20 protein-coding genes and 4 pseudogenes are annotated in these 22,597 nt (G+C 62.1%); 11 read left to right on the forward strand and 13 right to left on the reverse strand.

What is annotated here, in order from left to right; all coding sequences use genetic code 11:
- Positions 1 to 16: 16 nt before the first annotated feature.
- A pseudogene (locus ACQCSV_RS18190) lies at positions 17 to 996 on the forward strand (IS3-like element ISAar46 family transposase); the annotation flags it as partial.
- Positions 997 to 1,088: 92 nt separating this feature from the next.
- Here ACQCSV_RS18190 and ACQCSV_RS18195 read toward each other — a convergent pair.
- The 3 genes from ACQCSV_RS18195 to ACQCSV_RS18205 form a co-directional block, all read right to left on the reverse strand.
- On the reverse strand, positions 1,089 to 2,129 hold the full coding sequence (locus tag ACQCSV_RS18195; protein ID WP_426938915.1) for a tyrosine-type recombinase/integrase: 1,041 nt from the start codon (positions 2,127 to 2,129) through the stop codon (positions 1,089 to 1,091).
- Positions 2,126 to 2,866: a tyrosine-type recombinase/integrase gene (locus ACQCSV_RS18200; protein WP_426938916.1), complete on the reverse strand. Its 741-nt coding sequence runs from the start codon at positions 2,864 to 2,866 to the stop codon at positions 2,126 to 2,128. The genes ACQCSV_RS18195 and ACQCSV_RS18200 overlap by 4 nt, the downstream gene beginning before the upstream one ends.
- 215 nt (positions 2,867 to 3,081) lie before the next feature.
- Positions 3,082 to 4,296, reverse strand: a complete 1,215-nt coding sequence (locus ACQCSV_RS18205; protein WP_426938917.1) for a tyrosine-type recombinase/integrase — start codon at positions 4,294 to 4,296, stop codon at positions 3,082 to 3,084.
- Positions 4,297 to 4,462: 166 nt separating this feature from the next.
- Here ACQCSV_RS18205 and ACQCSV_RS18210 point away from each other — a divergent pair.
- Positions 4,463 to 4,903, forward strand: a pseudogene (locus ACQCSV_RS18210) (transposase); the annotation flags it as partial.
- A gap of 21 nt (positions 4,904 to 4,924) precedes the next feature.
- Complete coding sequence (locus tag ACQCSV_RS18215; protein WP_426938918.1) at positions 4,925 to 5,125, forward strand: hypothetical protein; 201 nt, start codon at positions 4,925 to 4,927, stop codon at positions 5,123 to 5,125.
- Positions 5,126 to 5,449: 324 nt separating this feature from the next.
- On the opposite strand, the gene ACQCSV_RS18220 is transcribed toward ACQCSV_RS18215, so the two are convergent.
- Both ACQCSV_RS18220 and ACQCSV_RS18225 read right to left on the reverse strand, forming a co-directional pair.
- A complete protein-coding gene (locus tag ACQCSV_RS18220; protein WP_354156374.1) occupies positions 5,450 to 6,346 on the reverse strand; it encodes an ABC transporter ATP-binding protein in 897 nt (298 codons plus the stop codon).
- A gap of 151 nt (positions 6,347 to 6,497) precedes the next feature.
- Positions 6,498 to 7,574 (reverse strand): annotated as a pseudogene (locus ACQCSV_RS18225) (amino acid permease); the annotation flags it as partial.
- A gap of 30 nt (positions 7,575 to 7,604) precedes the next feature.
- Between ACQCSV_RS18225 and ACQCSV_RS18230 the strand changes: the two are divergent.
- Positions 7,605 to 8,363: an SDR family oxidoreductase gene (locus ACQCSV_RS18230; protein ID WP_354224562.1), complete on the forward strand. Its 759-nt coding sequence runs from the start codon at positions 7,605 to 7,607 to the stop codon at positions 8,361 to 8,363.
- Positions 8,360 to 9,475, forward strand: coding sequence for a threonine aldolase family protein (locus ACQCSV_RS18235; RefSeq protein WP_426938919.1), 1,116 nt, complete (start codon positions 8,360 to 8,362; stop codon positions 9,473 to 9,475). Before ACQCSV_RS18230 ends, ACQCSV_RS18235 begins: the two co-directional genes overlap by 4 nt.
- A 144-nt stretch (positions 9,476 to 9,619) precedes the next feature.
- Here ACQCSV_RS18235 and ACQCSV_RS18240 read toward each other — a convergent pair whose 3' ends face one another.
- Entirely contained in the window at positions 9,620 to 9,769 is a 150-nt protein-coding gene (locus ACQCSV_RS18240; RefSeq protein ID WP_191080013.1) for a hypothetical protein, read from the reverse strand.
- A 164-nt stretch (positions 9,770 to 9,933) separates the two neighbouring features.
- On the opposite strand from ACQCSV_RS18240, the gene ACQCSV_RS18245 reads away from it, so the two are divergent.
- Positions 9,934 to 11,373 (forward strand): GntR family transcriptional regulator, encoded by a 1,440-nt coding sequence (locus tag ACQCSV_RS18245; protein WP_426938920.1) that lies wholly within the window; start codon positions 9,934 to 9,936, stop codon positions 11,371 to 11,373.
- A gap of 21 nt (positions 11,374 to 11,394) precedes the next feature.
- Here the strand turns inward: ACQCSV_RS18245 and ACQCSV_RS18250 are convergent, their stop codons facing one another.
- Positions 11,395 to 13,215 (reverse strand): glycoside hydrolase family 15 protein, encoded by a 1,821-nt coding sequence (locus tag ACQCSV_RS18250; protein ID WP_426938921.1) that lies wholly within the window; start codon positions 13,213 to 13,215, stop codon positions 11,395 to 11,397.
- A gap of 234 nt (positions 13,216 to 13,449) precedes the next feature.
- Here ACQCSV_RS18250 and ACQCSV_RS18255 point away from each other — a divergent pair, with 234 nt between their 5' ends.
- A complete protein-coding gene (locus ACQCSV_RS18255; RefSeq protein ID WP_354224564.1) occupies positions 13,450 to 13,599 on the forward strand; it encodes a hypothetical protein in 150 nt (49 codons plus the stop codon).
- A gap of 17 nt (positions 13,600 to 13,616) precedes the next feature.
- On the opposite strand, the gene ACQCSV_RS18260 is transcribed toward ACQCSV_RS18255, so the two are convergent.
- Together ACQCSV_RS18260 and ACQCSV_RS18265 are read right to left on the reverse strand one after the other, a co-directional pair.
- Positions 13,617 to 15,656 carry an ABC transporter ATP-binding protein gene (locus ACQCSV_RS18260; protein ID WP_354224566.1) on the reverse strand — a complete coding sequence of 680 codons (2,040 nt, stop codon included), beginning with the start codon at positions 15,654 to 15,656 and terminating at the stop codon, positions 13,617 to 13,619.
- Entirely contained in the window at positions 15,653 to 17,401 is a 1,749-nt protein-coding gene (locus ACQCSV_RS18265; protein WP_354224568.1) for an ABC transporter ATP-binding protein, read from the reverse strand. Before ACQCSV_RS18265 ends, ACQCSV_RS18260 begins: the two co-directional genes overlap by 4 nt.
- On the opposite strand from ACQCSV_RS18265, the gene ACQCSV_RS18270 reads away from it, so the two are divergent.
- Complete coding sequence (locus tag ACQCSV_RS18270; protein WP_426939588.1) at positions 17,330 to 17,776, forward strand: hypothetical protein; 447 nt, start codon at positions 17,330 to 17,332, stop codon at positions 17,774 to 17,776. The two genes, ACQCSV_RS18265 and ACQCSV_RS18270, sit on opposite strands and share 72 nt — an antisense overlap.
- A 588-nt stretch (positions 17,777 to 18,364) precedes the next feature.
- Here the strand turns inward: ACQCSV_RS18270 and ACQCSV_RS18275 are convergent.
- Complete coding sequence (locus ACQCSV_RS18275; protein WP_426939589.1) at positions 18,365 to 18,490, reverse strand: hypothetical protein; 126 nt, start codon at positions 18,488 to 18,490, stop codon at positions 18,365 to 18,367.
- Between ACQCSV_RS18275 and ACQCSV_RS18280 the strand changes: the two are divergent.
- Together ACQCSV_RS18280 and ACQCSV_RS18285 are read left to right on the forward strand one after the other, a co-directional pair.
- A pseudogene (locus ACQCSV_RS18280) lies at positions 18,489 to 19,795 on the forward strand (IS30 family transposase). The gene ACQCSV_RS18275 and the pseudogene ACQCSV_RS18280 overlap by 2 nt on opposite strands.
- Positions 19,796 to 20,159: 364 nt before the next feature.
- A complete protein-coding gene (locus ACQCSV_RS18285) occupies positions 20,160 to 20,462 on the forward strand; it encodes a DUF4193 domain-containing protein (RefSeq protein ID WP_282331931.1) in 303 nt (100 codons plus the stop codon).
- A 63-nt stretch (positions 20,463 to 20,525) separates the two neighbouring features.
- Here the strand turns inward: ACQCSV_RS18285 and ACQCSV_RS18290 are convergent, their stop codons facing one another.
- A complete protein-coding gene (locus tag ACQCSV_RS18290) occupies positions 20,526 to 20,855 on the reverse strand; it encodes a hypothetical protein (protein ID WP_354156384.1) in 330 nt (109 codons plus the stop codon).
- Between the two features lie 230 nt (positions 20,856 to 21,085).
- Positions 21,086 to 21,349, reverse strand: coding sequence for a GlsB/YeaQ/YmgE family stress response membrane protein (locus ACQCSV_RS18295; protein ID WP_354156385.1), 264 nt, complete (start codon positions 21,347 to 21,349; stop codon positions 21,086 to 21,088).
- Positions 21,350 to 21,502: 153 nt separating this feature from the next.
- Between ACQCSV_RS18295 and ACQCSV_RS18300 the strand changes: the two genes are divergently transcribed.
- Entirely contained in the window at positions 21,503 to 21,676 is a 174-nt protein-coding gene (locus ACQCSV_RS18300; protein WP_160675163.1) for a CsbD family protein, read from the forward strand.
- 108 nt (positions 21,677 to 21,784) lie between these two features.
- Here the strand turns inward: ACQCSV_RS18300 and ACQCSV_RS18305 are convergent, their stop codons facing one another.
- Positions 21,785 to 22,480, reverse strand: a complete 696-nt coding sequence (locus ACQCSV_RS18305; protein WP_354156387.1) for a hypothetical protein — start codon at positions 22,478 to 22,480, stop codon at positions 21,785 to 21,787.
- Positions 22,481 to 22,597 lie beyond the last annotated feature (117 nt).

The following is a 22,597-nucleotide window of genomic DNA, read 5'->3' on the forward strand; positions in this document are numbered from 1 at the left end:
ACGCGAAGATAGTGCTGTGAGTAGTAGTAGTAGTAGTAGTAGTAGTAGTTCTGGGCCGCGGGCCGGCGGGCCGCGGCCTCGCCGGTCATTCACCCCGGCCCAGAAGCTCGAGTTCTTGGCGGCATATGAGAATGCCTGCGAGAGCAATGAGGGTGGTGCTTTCCTGCGCACAGAGGGCCTGTACTCGTCGCAGATGACCGAATGGAGGCGGCTGAGGGACGCCGGCGTCCTGGCCGGAAAGAAGGCCGGGGAATCGATCGGGAAACTCTCGGCGGACCAGGCCGAGAACGCGCGTTTGCGCCGCCAGTTAGAGGTGAGCGAGAGCCGGTTGAAGAAGACCGAGGCAGCCCTGGACCTGATGGGAAAACTACAGGCGTTCTTAGAGAGCGCCTCAGAGGATATGCCGGACGAGCCCCGATCCAAGAAACGCTGATGGCAACGTACCGGTCGATGCTGGAACTGAAGATTCCATCACGCCGGGCGGCGGCATTGACCGGCGTTTCCAGGACGACCGCGAACCGCAAACCGGCACCGCCGCGGGACCACCATGCGGTGTTGCCGCAGAACAAGCTCAGCGCCGCTGAGCGGGCGGAGATCCTGGCCGCGCTGAACTCGCTGGAGTTCGTGGACCTGGCACCCATGCAGGTCTATACGAAGCTGCTGGACGAGGGAATCTATCTGGGATCCCTGTCGACCTTCTATCGTGTGCTGGAGGAAAACAAGCAGGTCAAAGAACGCCGCCGGCTGGCTAAGCACCCGCCCCGGACGGTTCCTGAACTGGTCGCCACCGCCCCGGGGCAGGTGTTCACGTGGGATATTACAAAGCTTGCGGGCCCGGTCAGGGGCAAGTACTTCGACTGCTACATGATGATCGATATCCATTCCAGATTCATAGTCGGCGCGCACGTCCACGCCACCGAATCCGGGGCGCTGGCGGTGGAAATGATGAAGGGAATCTTCGGAATCCACGGCATCCCCCAGGTCGTGCACGCGGATTATGCCGAGGAAAACGCTAAGCCGAGGAACTGTGTTGTGGGCCGTGCTACTCGGGGAATCGGGATTCTTTCTTCGGCTTAGCATTTTTGAGGTTACCGGAGCGTGTAGAGGATTTGTAGTCTTTCTTCGCTGAGCCATTCGGTGTCAGCGTGGCTGATTCCGGGGGTTGCGGCGTTCATGGCTTTCGTCATCATGTCCAGGGTGGCAAAGGCGTAGAAGGCCGAGGTGGTGCTCATGCTTTCGTGTCCGAGCAGTTGCATGATGATCGGCAGCGGAATCCCTTGCTTGTAGAGGTCCATGGCCTTGGTCTTGCGCAGCATGTGGCAATTTAGCTTGTCCGGAATTGACGGACAGGATCCCCGCGCGATTTCCCCGGCCTTCTTGAGGATCGCCGAGACACTGTCTTCCGAGAGCCTGGTAGGTTCCCCGAAATGGGTGCTGTTGAACAGCGGGCGCGTGGCCGGCAGGCTCGCCCGCCGGGAATGAAACTCCTCCAGATAGACCTGCAGGTGCTCGACCGTTTTATCGCCCAGGGGGACGACGCGGCTCTTGTTCCCTTTACCGGTCAGCGTCAGGTGCGCCGACCGTGCCAGCTGCAGGTCCCCGAGGGTCAGACCGGTGATTTCACTGACGCGTGCCGCGGACTCGTAGAGGAGTATCAGGAGCATGCGGTTGCGCCGCGACTTCACGCTTGCGCCGGTGAAGGCCGCAAGGATCGCCGCGGTTTCGTGCTGCTCCAAGTATTCGATGGGCTTCTTCGCCACGGCTGGGGCCTTGAGTGTCTTGGCCGCATCATGCAACGCCACCAACCGAAGGTCCTCTTGGGAGGCGTAGCGCAGGAACGCCCTGATCGCGGTCAGACGCAGACCCAGGGTTTTTGGCTGATAGTTTTTGCTCTCCCGCATCCAGATCAGCCAGCCCTTGAGGAAGCGTCGTTCGAAGTGGTCAAAGCCGATGTCCTCGTGCTGGATATGCTGCTCGGTGACGAGGTAGTCCACGAAGCACTCCAATGAGATCCGGTAGGCTTCGATGGTTTTTGGGGACAGGTCCCTGACTTTGGGCATGTATTCGTGCAAATAGTTACGCGCGTATCCCCAGAAGTTCGGGGTATCGCTGCTGGTGTCTCGTTTCATTCGAATCCCACCTCAGGCAGTATCTTCTGGCCTTCACGGACGATGTCGGCGTAGCCGCCCATGAAATCCGCGGATGTATGGATGTAGTAATAGGTGCTGTCTAGCGACGCGTGGCCCATGTACCGGGCCAGGTAGGGCAGCATGGCATTGACGTCAACGCCTTCGGCCATCCACCGCTCGATGTTGGCATAGGCATAGTGATGTCTCAGGTCATAGGGCCTCGGTTGCTTCCCTTCAAGGGGCCGCGGCAGCCGGGCCTGGTCCCAGATCCTGGTGAACATCACCCCAACGGATACCGGGTCTACCGGGTTGCCGGTGGAGGAAGCGAAGAATGCGGCTCGTTTTTTGCCCAGGGTCCGCTCCAACGCCCGATCGCATTCAGCCAGGATGCCAACGACCTGATCGGTGATCGGAAGCTGGCGGCTGCGGTTGCCCTTGGACCAGCGCACGTCGATGAACCTTTCATCAAGGTTCACATCGTTTACTGCCAGGCGGCGCACCTCGCAGGTGCGCAGCCCGCACGAATGCATGAGGGCGAAGAACGCGAGCCCCTGCCACTTCCATGGCGAGATGCTTTCCAACCGTGCCGCGGCATCGAAGAACCTGCTGACTTCTTCGTGCGAGAACAGATACGGCTGGATGCGGATGCGTTTGCTCTTCCACTGATCCGATAACACGTACGCATTCTCGTTGCCGTTGATGCGCTCCCAGCGCCCGAAGTCTCTGATGTATGACATCCACGACCGGCAGGAATTCGGCCGGCCCGAAAGCCTTGAGGTGACCCATCCTTCAAGGGCGGACCGGTCAAAATTCTGCAGGCCGTGGTCTGTGCAGTAGCGATCGAAATTCTTCAAATACCACAGCCGGGATGCGCAATGAATGCCCATGCTTTCCTTGAAGCCAAGGAAACGTTCAAGATCGGGCGCGAACACACTGGTGAACCTGGGCCCGTTCACCGGATGACTCCTTGCCGGATCGGGAGCGGGAGCACGCACGCGCGCATATGCTCGGTGTCAGTACTCAAATAGACGTCGGTGGAATCAGGGCTTGAATGGCCCAAAACCGCCGATATCGTTGGCAGCGGTGTCCCTGCACGCAGGAGCTTGGAGGCCGCATTGTGGCGTAGCAACCTTGTCCCCACCCTTGTACGTTCCAACCCTGCTGTTTTGAACACCCGCGCGGTCACTCGATAAATCGCCGCGTGGCCCGCCAGTTCAGTATGGGGCGCCACCACACGCAAAAACACGTGCTCGTCCACAACGTTCGGCCGCTCACCAAGGACGTACTCTGCAAGTTTCCCCGCGATCGCAGGAGGCAACGGCATTGTCAGCGGATTGCTGGTCTTCTGTTGGACGATCCCGACCGTCCGCCCTCGCCAGTCGATGTCCTGCAAACGCAGGGAAACAAGATCACACGCCCTCAGGCCGGTCACCAGCGCCAGCAGTGTGATCGCTGCGTCACGTGCGGAAACTTGCCCATTCATGCAGGCTTGAACAACAATTTCTTCTTCGTCGTTGCCCAGCAAGGGAACGATGCCGTGGTGACGTTTCACCCCGGCCATTTTCAGTGCATTGAGCAGGTCGACACGTTGGGTGAAGTTCAGGAACGGACGGAAACTCGTGACCGCAGACCACAACGCAGTTTTCGCCCAGCGATCGCTCAATGATTCCAGGAACCCAAATACACTGGCCCCGTCGGCCTCCTGAAGGGACATGATTCCGTTGGCCTCCAAATAGAGGAGGTAATCGCACGCGGCACGACTGTAAGCGCTCTGGGTGGCCACTGCCAGACCGCGCTGCTCCATCTCCGCCGACCACGCAGCCAAGAGCACGGTGAAATCCTTTGACTGCGGAACAACCCGACCACCGCCGTGCCTTTTCGCCGAAAGGTCCACCTGCCCGGTGAACACGTAGGAGTCGAAGACTCCAGCCAAGCGGGCAAAGTCCGCACGCGGCCTCGGACTGAATACCTTTCCAGTGCGTGGGTCTGCAGTCATCACGGCAAAGTCGGCACCTAACGCAGGCGAATATTCTTCACCACGATCTTGAGCGAGTATTTCCAACCACCGAATTGCGTTGCGGTACTGGACAATCGTTAGCTTCGCATGGCCGTCGGCTTCCAACGCAGCAACAACCCGCTCGCCAATCTCTCTGACCTTCGTATCCATGACATTCCCCTTTCACCGGGTCTATGGATACGACGACGGTAACCCCGCAATGAGTCCCCAGCACTAAGCCGAAGAAAGAATCCCGATTCCCCGAGTAGCACGGCCCACAACACAGTTCCTCGGCTTAGCGTTTTCCTCGGCATAATCCGCGTTAAGCCGAATTCGGCTTAACGCGGACCGTGGAACGTCCATGACATCCAAAACCGTCGCCGCGCTGCTCTCGGATCTGGAAGTCACCCGATCCCATTCCAGACCCCGGGTGAGCAATGACAATCCCTACAGCGAGGCGCTGTTCAAGACGCTGAAATACGGTCCGGAATTCCCCGAACGCTTCGCCTCAGTCCACGATGCCGGCGCATTTATCAGCGGGTTCGTGGACTGGTATAACCATCATCACCAGCACTCCGGCATCGGCTTCCACACGCCCGCCAATGTCCATTACGGCCACGCCTCCACCGTGGCCAAGGAACGCTCTGCAACCCTCGCTGCAGCCCGCGCGAGACACCCCGAACGCTTCACCAAGAAAACAGATCCCAAAATCCTCGCACTCCCAGGACCAGCCTGGATCAACCAGCCAAAGGAAATCACCGAACAGTCAGCCGCCTAACTCCCACTGGTACCGCTCAGCTTGAAAAATTCCGCACTGATCCTGGGCCTCCTCACCCGCGGCACAGAAGGCTTCGCCCCCGCAGTCCTGGAGCAACTGGGACGCACCGCAGCCGCAGCAGCGGCCATTACTGTACAACGAGCCGGAGCAAACCCGCCGACTCTGGACGAATTGAAATCTGCAGTCGAAGCACCCACGCCCCGGTCCCACGCAATCGCATAAAGTCGCGGATTCGCACATCGGAATAAGCTCGATGGTTAGCCTTGCTGAGCTACACCCCAGCCTGACGTCAGGCGGTCATTTCAAACACCGTCGGGATAGGGTCCAAAAGCTGGTTCCCGTACGCCCCCAGCGGACACTCTTGAATCTCAATCTGACACAGGCCACGGAACGCCTGACTATCTGGCTGGAACTTGCCAGTCTTAAGTTTGATGATGACGTAACGCGAGTTAATCGCATGTGAACGAGAAGCAGGCCGACGCGGAAGCGGTCGGTGTGATCATCTGCGCGCTGCTATACCTCCGCCACCGGGGCCGCGAACTCCTCCTACAGCCGCGCATACGCCCCACCCGCAGCCAGCAATGAAGCGTGCGTCCCCTGGTCCACGATCTGCCCGGCCTCCATCACGAGGTCGGCGTCGCGGATGGTGGATAGGCGGTGCGCGATCACGAAGCTCGTCCGGTCGGACCGCAGCGCACGCATGGCTTTCTGCACCAGCACCTCGGTCCGGGTATCCACCGAAGATGTCACCTCATCGAGAATCAGCACCGAATGCCGTGCCAGAAACGCCCGGGCAAGGGCCAGGAGCTGTTTCTCGCCCGCGGAGACATTGGCACCCTCATCCTCCAGCACGTGTCGTACCCCTCGGGCAGCGAGTGCACGAACCGGTCCGCGTACGTCGCCCGCGCCGCCTCCAATATCTCGGCCTCGGTAGCCCCGGGCCGGCCGTAGGCGATGTTGTCCCGGACGGTCCCGGCCGAACAGCCACGTATCCTGCAGCACCATCCCCAGCCGCGAGCGCAGCTCGTGCCGCGGCACCGAGGTGACGTCCACGCCGTCGAGCGTTATACGCCCCGCGTCCAGCTCGTAGAACCGCATGATCAGGTTCACCAGCGTGGTCTTCCCCGCCCCGGCGGGCCCAACAATCGCCACCGTCTGCCCCGGCTCCGCCACCAGAGACAGCGAAGAGATCAGCGGTTTGTCCGGCGAATACGAGAAGGACATGTCCTCGAACACCAGCCACCCCCGTCCGAAACCATGGGACGAAGAAACACCCCCAGCAGGATCCGGCAACTCCTCGTCCTCGTCCAACAACGAGAACACCCGCTCCGCCGACGCCACCCCGGACTGCAGCAGGTTCGCCATGGACCCCAACTGCGCCAGCGGCATGGTGAACTGCGCCCCGAAGCTCGGTGCCTTCCCGGCACGGCTCCTCCTGCGCATCTCGTTCGGCCCGGTGGCGCAGTTCAGGACGATGGCGTCAAGGTCGAGCGGCTCGACGGCGGTGACTGCGGGGCTGATCTCGGAGCTACTGACCTGGGGGAGGAGCGAAGCCGGGTGCTGTTCTCACCCGGCTTCCCTCGTTCTGGCCTAGTTACTGGGTGGCGGCCCTCAGTTCTTCCTCGACGTCCTTAGGTGCGGTGAGATCCATCTCGAGCAGCGGCACTACTTTGGACTTGGTGATGTGGCGGTGACCCAGCCATAGAACGACGAAGACTGGCAACCCGATGTAGGAGGAAAGCACCTCCACGGACCGTCCGGCAAGCACAGCCTCGTAATTCTGTCCCGCGATGACCAGTATGAGCAGGGCGAAGGCCAACAGCGGGCCAATGGGGAACAGGGACGCTTTGTACGGCAGGTCGCTGACCCTGTTTCCCTGGGCCAGGAAACCGCGCCTGAAACGGTAGTGGGAGACCGCGATTCCCGCCCAGACAATGAAGCCGCATAGGCCCGACATGTTCAGCAGCCAGGAGTAGGCTGCACCCTGCCCGACGATCGCGGAGAGGAACCCGAAGAGTCCCACGGCCGCCGTCGCGAGCAACGCCGCGATCGGCACACCACGCGCATTGGTTCGGCCGAAGATCTTCGGGGCCATGCCGTCATGGGCCATGGCGTAAAGCATCCGAGTGGAGGCATATAGTCCGGAGTTGCCCGCGGACAGGATTGCGGTCAGGATCACGGCGTTCATCAAGGCCGCTGCGAAGGCGATTCCGGCGCGAGAGAAGACCAGGGCAAAGGGCGATGATGCAATTTCGGACTCACCGGAGGCCAGCAGGCTCGGATCGGTGAACGGAATGAGGCAGCCGATGATAAAGATGGCGCCAATGTAGAAAAGCATGATGCGCCAGAAGACAGTGCGGATTGCCTTCGGCACCTCGCGGCGCGGGTTCTTCGCTTCGCCGGCGGCGACTCCTACGAGCTCTGTGCCCTGGAAGGAGAACCCGGCAACCATGAAGACCGAGATGATCGAGACCCACCCCCCGTGGAACACGTCATCGCGGTTTTGCCAGTTGCTCAGTCCCGGAGAGTTATCCCCGAGGATGCCGAAAATCATCAGCACGCCGGCGATCAGGAAGAGTACCACTGCGCTGACCTTGATCAGTGAGAGCCAGAACTCCGACTCACCAAAGGACTTGGCCGAGAGGGCATTGAGCCCGGTCACCGGGCAGAGCCCTGTGAAGACTGAGGGCGAGGCGGGCGCATGAGCCAGGACCTCTCGGAGCGTACGGTCGTCGTCGCCGGTTCGACAAGCGCCGCAGGCGTCGCGGTAGTCCATGCCCTCTCGCAAGCAGGGGCACGCGTGGCCGCCGTCGACATCCTTGAGGACCGGGTGCAGGAGCTCGCGGTGGCATACAACAACGTCACGGGCTATGTCTGCAACCTCGCGGACCTGCAAGCCGTTGAGGACTTGGCGACGTCTGTCCGGAACGATCTGGGTCCAGTGGACGGCCTGATCCATCTTGTAGGAGGGTGGCGAGGCGGCACCGGAATTACAGGCCAGACGGATGAAGACTGGGACTTCCTGCACACCAGCGTCCTCACCACACTGAGGAACACCAGCCGCGCCTTTTACGACGATTTGGCTGCCTCCCCTGCAGGTCGCCTGGCCGTCGTTTCCGCACAGTCCGCCTCAACGCCGACAGCGGGCGGCGCCGCTTATGCCGCCGTCAAGTCCGCCGCCGAGGCATGGACCCTGGCCGTGGCCGACGGATTCCGGCACCTGCAGGGAGGAAATGAAAGCCCCCACTCCGCTCAGCACTCAGCCGCCTTGGTCTTCGTCGTCAAGGCTCTGGTCGATGACCGGATGCGCGCAGCCCAGCCGGAACGGAAATTTCCGGGCTACACCGATGTCAGTGTCCTTGCCGACGCTGTACAGCGGATCTTCGATCTGGAGGCAGAACAGATCAACGGGCAGCGCTTGCCCCTCACGGCCGGCCACCTCGCGGGTGCACCGGCATGAGCGTCAGCGTTGATACAAAAGCAGGCGTCCCACAGGTACCGGCGAGGCGCCTGCACGACCCGGCCTACCGGGGCTTCGCCTCGGATAACTACGCCGGGGCTCACGCCGAAATCATCGAAGCAGTTCAGGCAGCCAACGAAGGCCACGTCACCGCATACGGCGAAGATGTCTACACAGCAGCACTTCAAGTAGTCATCAAGTCCCACTTCGGGGCAGCTGCTACCGCATATCCGGTCTTCAATGGGACAGGGGCCAACGTCCTTGCCCTGCAAGCACTGCTCCCGCGTTGGGGCGCTGTCATCTGCGCAGCAACAGCGCATATCAATACCGACGAAAACGGCGCCCCGGAACGGATTGGCGGAATAAAGCTCCTCCCTGTCCCCACACCGGATGGCAAACTCACCCCGGAATTGATCGACGCCGAAGCCTGGGGGTGGGGAGACGAGCATCGGGCGCAGCCGCTGGTCGTATCGATCACCCAGACCACCGAACTGGGCACCTGCTACACGCCGGAAGAAATCCAACGGATCGCTGAACACGTCCATGCGAAGGGAATGAAACTGCACCTGGACGGAGCAAGGCTGGCCAACGCTGCAGCACATCTCGGGCTTCCTTTGCGGGCATTCACCACCGACGTCGGTGTCGACATCCTGTCTTTTGGCGGCACCAAAAACGGGCTGTTGTGCGGCGAAGCCGTTATCTGGCTCAGCTCACAGTCCGACCCAGGCATGAGCTACCTGCGCAAGATGAACATGCAGCTGGCCTCAAAGATGCGTTTCGTCTCTGCGCAACTCGTAGCCCTGCTAACGGATGGGTTGTGGCTGCGGTCCGCCTGTCAGGCCAACGAAATGGCTCAAATTCTCGGCAAAGGAATCTCGGCCATTGACGGCGTCTCGCTGACGCAACCAACTCAGTCCAATGGCGTCTTTGCCGTCCTTCCAACCGGGGCAGCGGTGAAGGTCCGGGAGTCCTTCCGCTTCTATGACTGGGACCAGGCACGCGGGGAAGTCCGGTTTATGTGCTCTTGGGACACCACCGAGACCGACGTCCACTCTCTCGTTGCTGCAGTGAAGGCTGCCGTAGGCTCTCCAGCTTCACAACGAAACGCCTAAGTAAGGAGAGTTAACGGCCATCCAGGGGTCAGCAGCTATTTCTCGCTTGCGGACACATCGAAGGTTGCTGCACGACGGGTGGAAGGGCCATGCGGTGCTTCAGCCTCTGACAGGCTGAGCTGCCAGGTTGGTCACGCGCCCAATCTAGTGGTGGGTGCCGCGCCTGCTGCGGGGCAGGCAGGTGAAGAAGGAGGGCTGCTCAACGGGCGCAAGCGGGACCACAAGCCACTGGCCTCCGTAGAACTCCACGTACGAGTCTGAAGGGCAACCTGCATAGGCTTCTTCACGTGTCATGCCGATCATTCCTTTCAAAACCCGGTTGGGGAGACGTCTGCATCTCTCATGTTCTTCTACAAGTCTTAGACCTTTAAGGTTACATGTCAATAGACATTTGAAGTTAAAGGTTAGAGAATGAAGATGGCGTCCGCCGGGCACGCCTGACGAAGGAGCAACCGTCCATGACCACGTGGAGAGAGCAGCTCGCCTTCGCCCCCTTGGCCACCTTTGACCGGGGGGAAGAGGTGGGGAGGCGCCTCAGGTACGCCATCGAACTGGGAGTGCTTGAAGACGGGACCCAGCTGCCCAGCGAAAACGAGCTGGCAGCCAGGATGGGCGTCTCGACACTGACTCTTCGCGCGGCGCTGGCCGACCTGCGCGGGCGCGGCTTGCTCGAGACGCGTCGCGGCAAGGGCGGCGGAAGCTTCGTCAAAGCCAGCACCGGCGACATCATCAAAGCGGAGCGTGAGTCACTCATGGCCTACTCTCTTGACGATTTGCGCGACATCCGTGACTACTGGGTCTTCCTGGCGGGCTCGGCAGCAGCAGCCGCAGCGGAGCGGAGCGGGAGGCTCTCCCTTGGGCGCCTGGCATCGATGGCCGTGAAGATTGAAGAAGCTGAGGATTCTGCGCAGGCCATCCGAGACGACAGCAGGTTTCACATCGAGCTTGCCGCCAGCTCCGGTTCCGTGCGGCTCACGCGCGAGGAAATGGCGATGCAAGCCGAGGTCGGGCCGCTGGTCTGGGCAGCCCCTGCCGGATACGGCAATGCGGCAGCAGAACATGCGTCTATCGTGGAGGCAATTCGGTCCGGAGACGGGATGCTTGCCCGGGCTCTGGCCGAGGAGCATGTCCGTTCGGATATGAACCGGGTACTCGATTTGCGAATGAGCGTCGATACATCCCGCGAAGAATCCTTTCCTGACCCCGGCAAGGAAGAACGCGAACTGGCCTTGATCGGATCCTTCACCGAGCTTCTGGCAGATACGGCCTCAGCTTCGATCCGTTCGATCGAACACGCGGTGCACGTTCAGCTCAGCTCTAAACGGCAGGGAGACAGCTCTGACCTGGACGCAATCTACGACGCTTCGCGACAGACTCTTGAGGGAGCCGTTCCACTCTTGTACGGAGCGGGCTTCCTGCCTGACGTCTCATTCGGCCCTGCGGGCGCGGCCTGGTGCCACGCCCCGTCTGGACCCCAGTCACTTCAGCGGCTCGTGATCGACTGGGACCTCTATGAAGGCGGTACCGCAACGTGGCGCCCCGAGGACTACGGCGACGGAGCCGTCCACATCAGCCATGCGTACCTGGATGCCAACGGGAGCAACGAAAACATCGTCACCTTCAGCAAGGCCGTTTTCGTGGGGGAACAAATGGTCGGGATCGTCGCTGCGGATGTACTGGTCCGGGGAATCCAGAGCCAGCTCGAACCGCACCTCCGGGCCTTATCCCCGAATACGTGCCTCGTCGACCAGAACGATGTGATCATCGCAACCAACACCGGCCGCTTCATGGGGGGAATCTACTCACCCGCGCAATACGCCGGGAAGCAGATCGACCTCCACGCCATGCCCTGGAGACTCTTCGTGGGCACCCCTACCCCCGGCTCCCCAGGAGAATGAGGCACCCCCCACGAGGAGCCACTAAACGAGAGCGTCGACGGCAAGACTGAGGCGGTCAACCCCGTGCATGGCATCTGCCGCCCGGACCAGGGTCAGGTGCGAGAAGGCTTGCGGAAAGTTCCCCGCCATCCTATCCTCGTCCGTTGCGTACTCCTCGCTCAGCAGACCAAGCTCGTTGGCAAACCCCACAAGCCTGTCCATCAAGACCTTTGCCTCGGGTTGGCGACCGGTGCGCGCGTACTGCTCCACAAGCCAGAAGGAGCAGGCGAGGAAAGGATGTTCACCCGGTTCCAAGCCGTCAACGCCGCTCTCTGTCCGGTAGCGCAGCAAAAGGCCGTCGTCAGTCAGGAGTTCCTGTTCCAGCCGTTTGACTGTGCTGAGCATGTGCTCGTCGTTGTAGGGAAGAAACCCGACCTGGGGCATAACGAGCAGGGCCGCATCTGTTTGCGTTCCGCCATAGGTCTGCGTGAAGGAATTGATGCTCCGGTTGAAGCCCTGCCGCATGATCTCTTCCCGTAAACGGTCCCGGAGTTTCTCCCACTTTGTGGCATCGCCAGGCAGTCCGTGGACCTGTATGGCCCGGATCCCGCTGTTGAAGGCAGCCCACATCATCACGCGCGAGTGCGTGAAGTACTGCGCGGCGCCGCGCATCTCCCACAGGCCGAAGTCCTTGTCATCGATATGTTTTTCGACAAATCCCAGGAGCGCGTTCTGAAGGGCCCAGGAGAAATGGTCTTCCTTACCTCCGGCCATCCGCAGCCGTTCCAATGCCACCATCACTTCGCCAACAACATCAGCCTGGAACTGCGAGACTGCGGCGTTTCCAATACGCACAGGCTTGGAGTTTTCGTAGCCGGGGAGGTGGGCCAGTTCGCGTTCAGGGAGTTCCCGTTCTCCTCCCACCCCGTACATGATCTGCATCTGCTCAGGATCGCCAGCGAGGGCCCGAAGAAGCCAGTTGCGCCACTGCAGCGCCTCCGTTTCGTAGCCATGGGTCAGCATTGATTCCAGTGTCAGAGCCGCATCGCGCAGCCAGCAATACCGGTAATCCCAGTTCCGCGGCCCGCCGAAATCCTCGGGGAGGGAAGTTGTGGGCGCCGCGACGATGCCGCCCGTTTCAAAGTGCGTCAGTGCCCGCAGCACCAGCAACGAACGCTTGACCGCACCGCCATAAACGCCGTCCTGCCGGCAGTGGCTTCCCCAGCGGCTCCAATAGTCGGTGGCTTCTTCGAGTGCCGCATCAACGTCAGTGGCTGGGGGCAAGGGGCGGTGCGAGGGGAACCACGTCAGTTCGAAATCAAGCTCCTCACCCTTCGACACGACGAATTCTCCCTCGTGCCCGTGCGCGTGGGCATGCGGAAGATGAGGCCCCCTCAGTGCGAGGGCATCCGGACCGGCCATCGCCAACAGGACCGGTGCCGCCGTCGGCTCGTGGTCGCGAACCCGGCTCATCCAGGGAAGAACCGTTGAATATCCTGGCCGGATCCGAAGTTCCTGGCGCATTTTTACGCTGCCTTCCACACCGGTCACGCGGCGAACAAGGGAAGATCCGCTGTCCCCCAGCGGCATGAAATCGGTGACAATTACGGATCCGCTGCCGGTCTTCCAGATGGTTTGCAGCACAAAGGTGGAGTCAATGTAGCGCCGGTCGACAACGGCAGCGCCGGCTTCGCTGGGCGCCAGCAGCCAGTGGCCGTGCTCATCGGTGCCCAGGATTCGGCTAAACACGGACGGCGAGTCGAAACGGGGGAAACAGAGCCAGTCCACGCTGCCATCCCGGGAGATGAGAGGCCCAGTCTGAAGGTCCGATAACAGCGCATAGTCCTCGATGGGGGAAGCCATGCTCCACTCAATCACAATTTTTTCATCCGGGTGAGGCCCGACCGCACGCGTTCAGCTGTCGTACCGGCCCGCCCACAAAGCCACCTACCAAAAGGGGTGGTTCAAACCGTCCGGAATCAGCGTTTCGCCTACCTGCCGATAACGGGACGATGGATGGCAAGCCCACCTCCGGCGAAAGAAGAAGAGCAGTTCCCATCCCACCAACGCATTACCTAACGGGAAAGACTGAGCGACATGACACGAGAAGAAGCCTACGCACGGTGCCCCTCGGATTCGTATGTGGAATTTTATGGCGGCCAGTGGCTGGTTGTCCCACTCGCACCCGTCCAGCAGCCTGTCTTTTTCACGTGCCTGCCCGGCGAACGCCGCAGCACCCGCCATTGATCGCAAGGGCAGAAGCCCTAAACCTCCGCCACCGGAGCCGCGAACTGGGCCTCATACAGCCGCGCGTACGCCCCGCCGGCGGCCAACAGTGAAGCGTGCGTGCCCTGCTCCACGATCTGCCCGGCCTCCATCACCAGGATGAGGTCGGCGTCGCGGATCGTGGACAGGCGGTGCGCAATCACAAAAGAAGTACGGTCGCTCCGCAGCGCACGCATCGCCTTCTGCACCAGCACCTCAGTCCGGGTATCCACCGACGACGTCGCCTCATCCAGGATCAGCACCGACGGCCGGGCCAGGAAGGCCCGCGCAATCGTCAGCAACTGCTTCTCCCCCGCGGACACATTCGAGCCTTCATCCTCCAGCACAGTGTCGTACCCCTCGGGCAGCGAATGCACGAACCGGTCCACATACGTCGCCCGCGCCGCCTCCAGAATCTCGGCCTCGGTAGCCCCTGGCCGGCCGTAGGCGATGTTGTCCCGGATGGTCCCGCCGAACAGCCACGTATCCTGCAGCACCATGCCCAGCCGCGAGCGCAGCTCGTGCCGCGGCACCGAGGTGACGTCCACGCCGTCGAGCGTTATCCGTCCCGCATCCAGCTCGTAGAACCGCATCATCAGGTTCACCAAGGTGGTCTTGCCCGCCCCGGTCGGCCCCACAATCGCGACCGTCTGCCCCGGCTCCGCCACCAACGAAAGCGAAGAGATCAGCGGCTTGTCCGGCGAGTAGGAGAACGAAACGTCCTCAAACACCAGCCGCCCCCGCCCAAATACAGGCTCAGCAGAAGGCGCAGGCTCAGCAGACTCCTCGTCCTCATCCAACAACGAGAACACCCGCTCCGCCGACGCCACCCCGGACTGCAGCAGGTTCGCCATGGACCCCAACTGCGCCAGCGGCATAGTGAACTGCCTCGAGTACTGGATGAATGCCTGCACATCGCCCAGCTGCATGGCCCCGGACGCGACCTGCAGGCCGCCCACCACCGCAATCCCCACATACACCAGGTTCCCAATGAACGTCATGGCCGGCATGATCAGACCCGAAATGAACTGCGCACCGAAACTCGCGTCGTACAGCTCCACATTCTTCTGCCGGAACCGCTCCTCCACCTCACGCTGCCGGCCGAAAACCTTCACCAGCGCATGCCCGGTGTACGTCTCCTCGATCTGCCCGTTCAGCTCCCCCGTGTGCTTCCACTGCGCCACAAACAGCTTCTGCGAGCGCTTGGCGATCAGCGCCGTGATCCCCAGCGTCAGCGGAATGGTGACCAGCGCGATCAGCGCCAGCGTGGGCGAGAGGATCACCATCATCACCAGCACACCCACCACGGTCAGCACCGATGTGACCGCCTGGCTGATGGACTGCTGCAGGCTCTGTGAGACGTTGTCCACGTCGTTGGTCACCCGGCTCAGCAGCTCACCGCGCTGGATCGAATCGAAATACCGCAACGGCAGCCGGTGGATCTTTGCCTCGATCTCCCCGCGCAGCCCGAACACCGTCCGCTGCACCACCCCATTCAGCACGTACGCCTGCACCCACATAAACGCCGACGCCAGCACGTACAGCACCAGCGCCCACAGCAGCACACTGGACAGCGCCGCGAAGTCGATTCCGGTGCCCGGGGTCAGCGCCATGGGCGTGAGCATGTCCGCCCGCTGGTTCTCCCCCGCGGCCCGCAGCTGCGCGATCAGTTGCTCCTTGCTCACCCCGGCGGGCAGCTGCCGGGACACCACCCCGGCGAAAATCAGGTTGGTGCCCTCCCCCAGCAGCCGCGGCCCGATCACCGAGAGCGTCACGCTGGCCACGCCCATCACCAGAACCAGCAGCAACCACGCCCGCTCCGGCCGCAGCGTGCCCACCAACCGCCTGGCCGACGGCCCGAAGTTCATCGCCTTCTCTGCCGGGACGTTCATCCCCGCGAACGGTCCGCCGCGTCCCGGTCCGCCCGCCGGACGCGGAATGCGTACGACGTCGGCAGTGGCTGTTTTGGAGGCCGCCGCGGTTCCGCCGGGGGCTGCTGTGTGGGAAGCGCCCGACGTCGGCCGCTGCGGCGCGCTCATACCGTCTCCTCCGCTGCCAGCTGGGAGGAGACAATCTCCCGGTACGTCTCGGAGTCCTCCAGCAGCTCTCCATGCGTCCCGCGCGCAACGATTCTGCCGTCGTCGAGCACTAAGATCTGGTCCGCATCCACGATGCTGGACACCCGCTGAGCGATGATCACCAGGGTGGCGCCCGCCGTGTTGCGCTTGAGCGCCTGCCGCAGCCGGGCGTCGGTGCCGGTGTCCAGTGAGGAGAACGAGTCGTCAAAAATATACAGTTCGGGCCGTTTCACCAGTGCACGGGCGATGGCCAGCCGCTGCCGCTGCCCACCGGAGACGTTGGTGCCGCCCTGGGAAATGGGTGCATCCAGGCCGCCCTCCATCTCCTCCACGAAGTCCCTCGCCTGCGCAATCTCAAGGGCGGACCAGCACTCGTCCTCGGTGGCATCCGGTTTGCCGTACTGCAGATTGCTGCGGACGGTGCCGGTGAACAGGTAAGGCCGCTGCGGCACCAACCCGATGTGCCCCCACAGCAGGTCCGGGTGCAGCTCGCGCACATCCACCCCGTCCACCCGGACCGAGCCGGTGGTGGCGTCGAACAGCCGCGGCATGAGGTTCACCAGGGTGGTCTTGCCGGCACCGGTGCTGCCGATGATCGCCGTCGTCTGCCCTGCCTTCGCGGTGAAGCTGAGCCCGGACAGGACAGGCTGATCGGCACCCGGGTAGGCGAATCCGACGTCGCGCATTTCCAGCTGCCCGCGGCGGTGCCCGTCGGACGACACCGCACTCCTGAGCGGACTCTTCGGCGGCCGGACGCTCGACTCGGTGCCCAGCACCTCGCCGATCCGGTCCGCCGAGACAGCGGCGCGCGGGATCATCACCGCCATGAACGTGGCCATCATGACAGACATCAGGATTTGCATCAGGTAGCTCAGAAACGCGATGAGCGTGCCCACCTGCATGGAGCCGTCCTCGATCCGGAACGAGCCGAACCAGATCACGGCTACGGACGAGACGTTCAGCACCAGCATCACCACGGGAAACGCGAGCGCCATCAGCCGGCCGGCACGCAGCGCGGTGTCCGTGACGTCCTCGTTTGCCTGGGCGAAGCGGGCGCTCTCGATGTCCTCCCGGACGAACGCGCGCACCACCCGGATGCCGGTGAGCTGCTCCCGGAGCACGCGGTTTACGGTGTCAATCCGGACCTGCATCTTCCGGAACAGCGGCACCATCCGGCTGATGATCAGGCCCACCCCGATCATCAGCACGGGCACGGCGACGGCGATCAGCCAGGACAGCTGCACGTCCTGCCGGACGGCCATGATTACGCCCCCGATGGCGAGCATGGGCGCGGCCACCATCATGGTGGCGGCCATCAGCACCAGCTGCTGGACCTGTTGGACGTCGTTCGTGGAGCGGGTGATCAGGCTGGGCGCGCCGAACTTGGTCACTTCCTGTTCAGAAAACTCCCCCACCCGGGTGAAGATGGCCCCGCGCAGATCCCGGCCCACCCCCATGGCCGCCTTCGCCCCGAAGTACACGGCAATCACAGCGCAGATGATCTGCAGCAGCGTAATCGCCAGCATCAGGCCGCCCAGGCTGAGGATGACGCCGGTGTCCCCCTTGGCCACGCCCTCATCAATGATGTCCGCGTTCAGCGTGGGTAGGTACAACGACGCGATGGATTGCGCCAGTTGAAAAATCACGACGGCGATCAGCAGTTGCCGGTGCGGCCGCAGGTATTCAACAAGCAGTTTCCAGAGCAATGCGGCTCCAAAGGTTCTGTCCCGATGGAATGTTTAGCTACGGGTGGTGCGAAGGTCAGTTTACGTCCGGAGGCTGGGATAAAGCCCGGCAGCTTGGAAAAAATTCGGCCGGTTCTCCCAAAGCGTATTCGCCTTGCCGGTTGGAGCGCCGCCGTCAGGCTGTCCGGGAACTACTCGTCGATGTCCTCAGCCCGGACTCCGCTGCGACGCCAGATCGCCTGCCACCTCTACGACCTTTTCAGCTGGCACTCCGGCGGCCAAGGCGGCAGCAATCTGCACATCGCACGCGGCTTTTGCCTGGTCAAGGCATTCAGCGGCCTCGACCTCGCCGACGCGGGTGGTCACTGCGGCCAGCAACGCGTCGTGGAGGGCTAAGAGGTCAGCGGCCGCCTTTTTGGCAGCGGGTGACGCCAGCTCGTGTTCGCCGTAAAGTGTCCAATCAACCTGGGCGATGGACAGAGGCGGGGTGTTTGAATCAATGAACGGCGAGTTCTAGCGATCGTTGCAACACCCCCGAAAATCGGGAGTTGCAACACCCATGGAATTACCATCGAAAAATAGTTCGTCCTTAAAGAAAAAATCTCCTTCAACGGTGGAACAATCGGCTGCAGCCGGTGCGTCGGTGAAGCGTCGTCAGCAGTCACACACCCCTACGCAAAAGCAGGATTTCCTGTCCGCCGTGGAGCGGTTGGGAAGCGTCGCCGACGCGGCCAAGGAGCTCGGCATCAACCGGAGCACTTGCCAGAAGTGGGCCAACGCTGCCGGGATCAGGCCTCAGCGCCGATACACGCAGGCGGACAAAGACCAGTTCTATGCCGTTCTGGACCGGACCGGCAACATCGCCGAGGCGGCCCTGGAATTGGGAGTGAACATCAGCACGGCGCACAATTGGGCCGGCAAGGTCAATCCAGCGACCAGGAAGCCACGGAACACCCGATCAATGAATGCCGGGCGGCCGCAACGCTACTCACCGGCGGTGGTTGAGGAGTTCCTGACCCTGTTGCGGAACGTCGGCAGCGTCAGCGCGGTGGCGAAGCAGTTGGGTCTGAACCTATCCACCTGTTCGAACTGGGCGAAGGATGCTGGCATGGCCTCCACCTGTCTGCGCCGCCCCTCCGCGAAACAGCTTCACTACCTTCGTCTTCGCGAAGAAGGAGCCGGCCGCAGGGACGCCGCCCGCACCGTTGGCGCCAGCAAACAGAGCTCCTACCAATGGGACCGGCAACAGACTGCAAAGGACACGGCCGCAACCGAGGATCATGCCGTGGATCTGCCGTATAAACAGGAAGTGATAACGACATTCGCGGAACCTTCGACCCTGCTGCAACGGCGACGGAGCCGCCAGCCTCAGCGACGGCGCCCGTACCCACCGCGGTGGCGTTGGAAGCTCTGGAGCGGGCCATCAGCGCCCGCTACCTGTCCCTGCAGGAGCGGGAGAGGATCGCGGACCTGCGCTCCCACGGGACCTCGATGCAGGACATCGGCAGGGCATTGGGCCGGTCCGTGGGCACCATTAGCCGGGAGATCAGACGCAACAGCCACCCCGTGCTCGGCTACCAGCCCTACGGCGCTCATCGGGCCGCGACCGCGGCCAGGGCACGGCCCAAAGACAGTAAGCTGGCAGAGCCCGGGGAGCTGCATGACTATGTGAAAATCAAGCTCCTCACACACTGGTCCCCGGAACAGATTTCAAAGCTGTTGATCAAGGAATTCCCCGATGACGAGCAGATGCGCGTGAGCCCCGAAACGATCTACCAGGCCCTCTACTTTCAGGCCCGCGGCGGACTAAAACGCGAAGTCAAAGAAGCACTGCGCACCGGGCGGACACGCCGGAAAAAACACAAGAACCCCGAGGAGCGCACCAGTCGTTTCCGGGACCCGATGATCAACATCTCCGAACGCCCCGCAGAGGTCCAGGACCGCGCCGTCCCAGGCCACTGGGAGGGGGATCTAATAACCGGAGCCTACAACCAGTCGGCGATCGCAACCCTGGTCGAACGCACCACCCGCTACGTGATGCTCGTGCACCTGCCCCTCGATCACACCGCCGAATCAGTCCGCGACGGGCTGATCAAGACCATGTCCACGCTACCGGCGCACCTGCGCGGATCCCTCACCTGGGACCAAGGCGCGGAAATGGCCAAACACAAGGCCTTCAGCATCGCCACCGACATGGACGTCTACTTCTGCGACCCCGCCAGCCCCTGGCAGCGCGGATCCAACGAAAACACCAACGGGCTCCTTCGCCAGTACTTCCCCAAAGGCACCGACCTGAACGCCTACGGACCCGAAGACCTCGAACACGTCGCCCAGGAACTCAACGGACGGCCACGCAAAACACTGGACTGGGACACCCCAGCCGAGCGTCTTCGTGATTTACTGATAGCCAGCTAACCACGGGTGTTGCAACGACCCCTAGAATTCAAGAACGGGTCCACGGGTCGGCCTTCTACGACTGGCTAAGCAAGGCTCCCGGTCGCTGAGCGGAATCAGGTCTCTGAGGACCACCAGACTGAACAAGTCTGTCTACTAATTCAGAGACTACACAGGAGCCTACGAAATACGAAGCGTGGGCGGTGACACCAAGCGGATTGCTGCCCTGGCATGGGGTGTCGCGGGGAATGCACCGGCGCGGTCTGACGTTACAGCACGGCCCTTACGTCGTCCGGGCCTTTGACGCGGGAACAACGGCGCAGTGGTGTACGTTGCAGTCTCGTCAGACACATCGTAGAAGCATCAGAAATGAGAAGCACCCAAAGTGGCAACCGATTACGACGAAGTTCGTTCCGACGTCAAGGAAACCCAAGACCGTTCCCTGGAGGCATTACAGTCTGCGAACGCCCCGGACGCCCGCAGCGTCGTCAATGAACTGGACGAAGCGGATGCATTCGATGAGGGCCTGACTCCCGGGGGAGAGATCGTCTCCGAGGAGCTCATCGTTCAGGTCATTCCCCAGGCCGCGGACGAGTTCACCTGCTATTCCTGTTTCCTCGTCCGGCACCGGTCTCAACTCGCCCGCGAAAGCAACGGCCACTCATACTGCATCGAGTGCGAGGGGTAGGGCATCCATCCTCAGGGCGCACTATCCGACAGCAGACCATCAGGGTGAGATTGCTGTTGCGGCTCACGCTGCCTGAGTAGCCATAACCGCCAGGGGCGCCGCGTTGTCAGGGGCAAGGATGGTCAGCCTGTAATCGGACTGGAGCGGATCGACGCGGGCAGGCAGATGGTGGGACCGCGAGCAGGCGCGCAGTTCTTCCAACGCGTCGGGCTCGATGCAGGCCCGGGTCATATCGAGTTCCAAGGCCATGCCCGTGGTGAGGGAGTTGGCGCGCTTCATGACGGCATACAGGCCGTGCACGCTTTTTGATGTCACATGGCCCTGCGCGGCTACCTGGGCCGTTGCACAGTCGAGGTCCACCCGGACCAGCACCCGAAGCTTGTCTGTTGTCACGAAAATTCTCCGCTCTAAGTTGGGTGCCACAACGCTGTGGCGCCCCGGACAACCATAGACCAAATGTGATCCAGGCAACACACCTGCAGATATTGGTGTTTTGCCACGCTCCGCCCCGGGACGCGGGAGCGGCGTGCGCAGAGAGTGCCTGTACGGCAGGTGAAGGGGACGGCGATCCCCGGAAAACAGCAATGGGACGTTATGTGCTTCCCGGGGCATGGCCGCACGGGTCAGGCGTGGCTCCTGCGGGTCACCGCCCCGAAGATTCCCAGGACGATCAAAGCCCCAAGAATGGCCAGCAGCCAAGTCCTCAGGTCGAAAAATTCCGCCAGGCCACCGCCGAAGATCAGCGAGCCGATCCATCCTCCGAGGATCGCTCCGACGACGCCAAGAACCATCGTGACCAGCCAGCCCCCGCCTTGCCGGCCGGGGAGTATGGCCTTGGCGATGGCTCCTGCAATCAGGCCGAGCAAGAGAAATCCGAGAATTCCCATGACGCACTTCCTTCCAAAGGACCACCAGCGTCGCCGTGACGCCATAGCAAGATTTTAATCAGCATGCTTAGCATCTGGCAAGGATTCGATTTACGATTAAATAGTGAGCCGCAGGCAGCCCGCCAGCGGCAACCAACCTGAGGAAGTGACACTGTGGGTTTGGACGACAAGATCGAGAACACCGCCGAGAAGCTTGGCGGCAAGGGTAAGGAAGTCGCCGGCGAAGCCAAAGGCGATCCGGGCCTGAAAGCCGAAGGCAAAAGCGACCAGGCAAAAGCAGACCTGAAACAGGCCGGCGAGAAGGTCAAAGACGCCTTCAAGGAATAATCCACCTCAACCAGGGAAGGGTGCGGCGCGACCACGGGCGGCACCCTCCCGCGTTGACCGTGTTGATCCCTCGCGCGGACATCCTTAGCCTGCTCCATCCTGTGGGTGCTATTGGCCGAGCAGGGACACGGCGTGGGCGATGACGAGCGCCAGCAGCACGAAGCCGCCGAAGGCTTCGAGGCCCATGAGTGATTTTGCCCGGGCAGAGAGGGGCATCGTGTCCGTGGGGCTGAAGGCCATGGAATTAGAGAGCGAGAAGTAGACGTAGTCAATGAACGACGCCGTCCAGCCGCTCTTTACCGAAGACCTGGCGGCAACTTCCTTGACGGCGTCGTGGTCTTCGTCCTGGGGGAACCGGAAGTCTGCCTGGGGCAGCTCGTGGCGTGGGGTGTGCCGGCGGGACACAGGGCCGCCCCTGTCCAGTTCCCAATAGACCAGCGCAAAGGCGATGACGTTCGTTACCCAAACCTGAAGCGTGGCGAGCAGAAGGTTTGGACCGTCGGTGTTGTCAGGGCCTGCGAGGGCGATGACCAGCTGCACCAGGGCAGCCTCATTCGCTGCGACCAGCAGCAGTGCCTGGCCTACGGAAAGATGCCTCGACCAGCGCGTTTGGCGCGTGAGGCGGCGGGGATTCAGGACAATAAGCGGGATCAGGAGGCCCAGCCCGACGATGACAACCGCGTAGCGAACGCCCGGCAGGAATGCTGTGGGCAATGTCGCGTACAGGCTCAGGGCAACAAGCAGGCCAACGACGGCAGGCCAGCGGTGCTCAGCGTGGGCCTGTTGTCCGTTGTAGGTCGTCATAATCAGGAGTGTAGGCACGGTTCCGCACAACATCTGCTCCGACTCACCGCACGTACGTCGTGCCGTCACGGAGGCATGACTAACCCGACGGGTGTGACCCGGATCGGAGAGCAGCGA

It is taken from the genome of Pseudarthrobacter sp. S3 (genome assembly GCF_050156905.1).
GTDB lineage: Bacteria > Actinomycetota > Actinomycetes > Actinomycetales > Micrococcaceae > Arthrobacter.

Coding starts and splice junctions, on each gene's coding strand:
- ACQCSV_RS18200 (WP_426938916.1), bottom strand. CDS start 2,866: ATGTCATACATCAGAGACTTCGGGCGCTGGGAGCGCATCAACGGCAAC.
- ACQCSV_RS18220 (WP_354156374.1), bottom strand. CDS start 6,346: ATGCGCAGGAGGAGCCGTGCCGGGAAGGCACCGAGCTTCGGGGCGCAG.
- ACQCSV_RS18230 (WP_354224562.1), top strand. CDS start 7,605: ATGAGCCAGGACCTCTCGGAGCGTACGGTCGTCGTCGCCGGTTCGACA.
- ACQCSV_RS18195 (WP_426938915.1), bottom strand. CDS start 2,129: ATGAAACGAGACACCAGCAGCGATACCCCGAACTTCTGGGGATACGCG.
- ACQCSV_RS18250 (WP_426938921.1), bottom strand. CDS start 13,215: ATGGCTTCCCCCATCGAGGACTATGCGCTGTTATCGGACCTTCAGACT.
- ACQCSV_RS18260 (WP_354224566.1), bottom strand. CDS start 15,656: ATGAGCGCGCCGCAGCGGCCGACGTCGGGCGCTTCCCACACAGCAGCC.
- ACQCSV_RS18295 (WP_354156385.1), bottom strand. CDS start 21,349: ATGGGAATTCTCGGATTTCTCTTGCTCGGCCTGATTGCAGGAGCCATC.
- ACQCSV_RS18245 (WP_426938920.1), top strand. CDS start 9,934: ATGACCACGTGGAGAGAGCAGCTCGCCTTCGCCCCCTTGGCCACCTTT.
- ACQCSV_RS18240 (WP_191080013.1), bottom strand. CDS start 9,769: ATGACACGTGAAGAAGCCTATGCAGGTTGCCCTTCAGACTCGTACGTG.
- ACQCSV_RS18205 (WP_426938917.1), bottom strand. CDS start 4,296: ATGGATACGAAGGTCAGAGAGATTGGCGAGCGGGTTGTTGCTGCGTTG.
- ACQCSV_RS18275 (WP_426939589.1), bottom strand. CDS start 18,490: ATGCCAGCATCCTTCGCCCAGTTCGAACAGGTGGATAGGTTCAGACCC.
- ACQCSV_RS18305 (WP_354156387.1), bottom strand. CDS start 22,480: ATGACGACCTACAACGGACAACAGGCCCACGCTGAGCACCGCTGGCCT.
- ACQCSV_RS18235 (WP_426938919.1), top strand. CDS start 8,360: ATGAGCGTCAGCGTTGATACAAAAGCAGGCGTCCCACAGGTACCGGCG.
- ACQCSV_RS18255 (WP_354224564.1), top strand. CDS start 13,450: ATGACACGAGAAGAAGCCTACGCACGGTGCCCCTCGGATTCGTATGTG.